The organism is Caballeronia zhejiangensis (assembly GCF_000698575.1).
GTDB lineage: Bacteria > Pseudomonadota > Gammaproteobacteria > Burkholderiales > Burkholderiaceae > Caballeronia > Caballeronia zhejiangensis.
The window spans coordinates 1-3,153 of sequence record NZ_JFHD01000089.1 but is presented as its reverse complement, the minus strand read 5'-3'; the positions used below and the strand labels follow the sequence as shown (position 1 = coordinate 3,153).

Sequence of the window (3,153 nt, the reverse complement as noted above, 5' to 3'; positions counted from 1 at the left end):
ACTGCTGATGCTATCGTCGATATCAGCACGTCGCTCGGTATCAGCGCGCGTCTCTTGCTGCACTCGCGCAGCGCGCGATCGTGGCGCGCGTTCTGGCGCGACGTGCCGCTCATCCCATTGCGCGACGCGCTGATGTGCCTTGTCTGGTTCGCAGCGCTGTTCGGTTCGAGCGTGATGTGGCGCGGCGTGCGCGTGCCGCTCGATGCGTCGGCCGCGAAGCGCGATGCGTACGAAGCCAGCTCGTCCGACAGCCCATACGACCCGTCATGAATTCACAGGACTTCGCATCATGAAGCAGACGCTTTTTCTTCAGGCCCCGTCCTTCGACGGCTTCGACGGCGGGGCGGGATCGCGCTATCAGGCCAAGCGCGAGATACGCTCGTTCTGGTATCCGACGTGGCTTGCCCAACCCGCCGCGCTCGTGCCGCAAAGCCGCGTGCTCGACGCGCCCGCCGATGGCCTGTCCGTCGAGGAAACGCTCGCGATTGCCGCGCAATACGACCTCGTCATCATCCATACGAGCACGCCGTCCTTTCCGACCGATGCGCTCTTTGCCGAGCATCTGAAAGTGCGCAAGCCGTCGGTGCTGATCGGCATGGTCGGCGCGAAGGTGGCGGTCGATCCGCATAATTCGCTGACCGCGAGCGAAGCGATCGACTTCGTGTGCCGCGAGGAATTTGACTACACCTGCAAGGAAGTCGCCGAGGGCCTGCCGTTCGCGTCGATCAAGGGGCTTTCGTGGCGCAACGAGGACGGCTCGATCGAGCACAACGAAGCGCGCCCAATCCTTGAGAACATGGACGAGCTGCCGTTCGTCGCGCCCGTCTACAAACGCGATCTGAACATCAAGAACTACTTCATCGGCTATCTGAACTATCCGTATGTGTCCATTTATACGGGGCGCGGCTGCCGTTCGCGCTGCACGTTCTGCCTGTGGCCGCAGACGGTGGGCGGGCATCGCTATCGCGTGCGTTCGGTCGAAAACGTACTGGAAGAAGTGAAGTGGATTCGCGACAACATGTCGGAAGTGAAGGAGATCATGTTCGACGACGACACGTTCACCGATTTCAAGCCGCGCGTGGAAGAGATTGCCCGCGGTCTCGGCAAGCTCGGTGTGACGTGGTCGTGCAACGCGAAGGCCAACGTCCCGTATTCGACGCTGAAGATCATGAAGGAAAACGGCCTGCGCCTGCTGCTCGTGGGCTATGAGTCCGGCGACGACCAGATTCTGCTCAACATCAAGAAGGGCTTGCGGACCGACATTGCGCGGTGCTTCGCGGAAGATTGCCGCAAGCTCGGCATCAAGGTGCACGGCACATTCATTCTCGGCTTGCCGGGCGAAACGAAAGAGACAATCGAGAAAACGATTCAGTATGCGAAGGAAATCAATCCGCATACGATTCAGGTCTCGCTCGCCGCGCCTTATCCGGGCACGACGCTCTATCAGCAGGCAGTCGATAACGGCTGGCTCGCCGAAAACAAGGTCATCAATCTCGTCAGCAAGGAAGGCGTGCAACTCGCGGCGATCGGCTATCCGCATCTGTCGCGCGAAGACATCTACCACGAGCTCGAACGCTTCTATAAGCGGTTCTATTTCCGCCCGTCGAAGATCTGGGAGATCGTGCGCGAAATGCTGACAAGCTGGGACATGATGAAGCGCCGCTTGCGCGAAGGCGTGGAATTCTTCCGCTTTCTGCGGGCGCACGAGGCGTGAGCGCATGCGAGCGTTGATCGTCACCGCCGACGACTTCGGCCTGCACGAGCGCGTCAACGAGGCGGTGATCCGCGCGCATCGCGAAGGCGTCCTCGCGTGCGCCAGCCTGATGGTCGCGGCACCTGCCGCGCGGGATGCTGTCGGGCGCGCGCGGCAGTGTCCGTCGCTTCGCGTGGGGCTGCATGTGGTGCTGGCCGATGGACTGTCGACGCTCGGCGCGTCGCGGATTCCCGCGTTGACCGACGAAAACGGATGGATGCGCGATGCGCCGCTGAAAGACGGCCTGCGTTATGCATTGCTTCCGCATGTGCGCCGTCAGCTCGCCGAGGAAATTCGAGCGCAGTTCGACGCGTTTCGCGCGACCGGGCTAGCGCTCGACCACGTGAACACGCACAAGCATCTGCATGTGCATCCGGTGGTGCTTTCGCTGATACTCTCGATCGGTCGCGAATACAGCATGCGCGCGATGCGCCTGCCATCGGAAGCGAGCGCCCCGTTGTGGCTCAAGCCGTGGATGGCGCTGACGCGCCGGCGTCTGGCGCGCGCGGGCATCGCGCATAACGACTACGTGGTCGGCATGACGCAGACGGGGCGCCTGGACGAAGCCGCGTGGCTCGCGGCGCTCGCCGGCATCGACCTGAACGATAGGCGAGTCGGCGAGATCTACTGTCATCCTGCGGTGGCGGGCGACACGCCCATTACGGCTTCGATGCGCGACTACCGGCACGCCGACGAACTTGACGCGCTCCTGTCGCCGCGCGTGAGCCAGGCGCTCGCGGCGGCGCGTGCGCGCGGCGTCGCGCTTGGCGGCTTCTCCGACGTATTCGGCGCGGGGCGCGCGTGAAGTCGCTACGCAACGCCGCCGCCACGGCGTGGCCGGGCGTGCTCGCGCTCGTCCTGGCAACCGTGATCGTCTACTCGCTGCGCGAGAGCATCGGCCACGCCAGCGAGCGCATCATGCATGCATGGCTGCCGTTGCTTCTGCTCGTGCCGTATCGCGCGTTGCCGCTCGCGCTCGATGCGCTCGGCTGGTGGATTCTGCTCGCGCGCACCGTGCCGTATCGCTTCGTATGGTGGACCGCGACCGTACGCGATGGCGTGAGCCGCCTGCTGCCCGTCGCGAGCGTGGGCGGCGAAGTGGTCGGCGTGCGGCTCGCGTGCTGGAAGCTGCGCGATTCATCGGCGGTCATCGCGTCGGTGATCGTTGAGGTGCTCGTCACGCTCGGCATGCAGGCGATCTTCGCGCTATTCGGGATCGCCGCGCTTGCGCATTCGGTCGCGTTGCATCGCGCGTTGTGGCCGCTTGGAGCGGCGAGCGCGGCGACGCTCGCAGTGCTCGCCGCATGCGCCTGGTGGCTGCGTCGCGGCGCGCCGTTCGATGTGCTGATGGCGCTCGCGCGACGCGTGCTCGGCCACAGTCCGCTGCTGCGCGCGGGTCA

At 64.5% G+C, this 3,153-nt stretch carries 3 protein-coding genes and 1 pseudogene; all 4 read left to right on the top strand.

The features are described from left to right. Nucleotides 1-270 (top strand): annotated as a pseudogene (locus BG60_RS35970) (bacteriohopanetetrol glucosamine biosynthesis glycosyltransferase HpnI); the annotation flags it as partial. A gap of 19 nt (nt 271-289) precedes the next feature. Beyond that, nucleotides 290-1,714, top strand: a complete 1,425-nt coding sequence (gene hpnJ / locus BG60_RS35965) for a hopanoid biosynthesis associated radical SAM protein HpnJ (protein WP_034474621.1) — start codon at nt 290-292, stop codon at nt 1,712-1,714. 4 nt (nt 1,715-1,718) lie between these two features. Further along, on the top strand, nt 1,719-2,558 hold the full coding sequence (gene hpnK, locus BG60_RS35960) for a hopanoid biosynthesis-associated protein HpnK (RefSeq protein WP_034474620.1): 840 nt from the start codon (nt 1,719-1,721) through the stop codon (nt 2,556-2,558). Continuing rightward, the coding region (locus tag BG60_RS35955; RefSeq protein WP_034474619.1) for a lysylphosphatidylglycerol synthase transmembrane domain-containing protein at nt 2,555-3,153 on the top strand (599 nt) is incomplete at its 3' end. The genes hpnK and BG60_RS35955, both read left to right, overlap by 4 nt.

Excerpts from the sequence above, each read along its gene's own strand:
- hpnJ (WP_034474621.1), top strand. The coding sequence starts at position 290 with ATGAAGCAGACGCTTTTTCTTCAGGCCCCGTCCTTCGACGGCTTCGAC.
- hpnK (WP_034474620.1), top strand. The coding sequence starts at position 1,719 with ATGCGAGCGTTGATCGTCACCGCCGACGACTTCGGCCTGCACGAGCGC.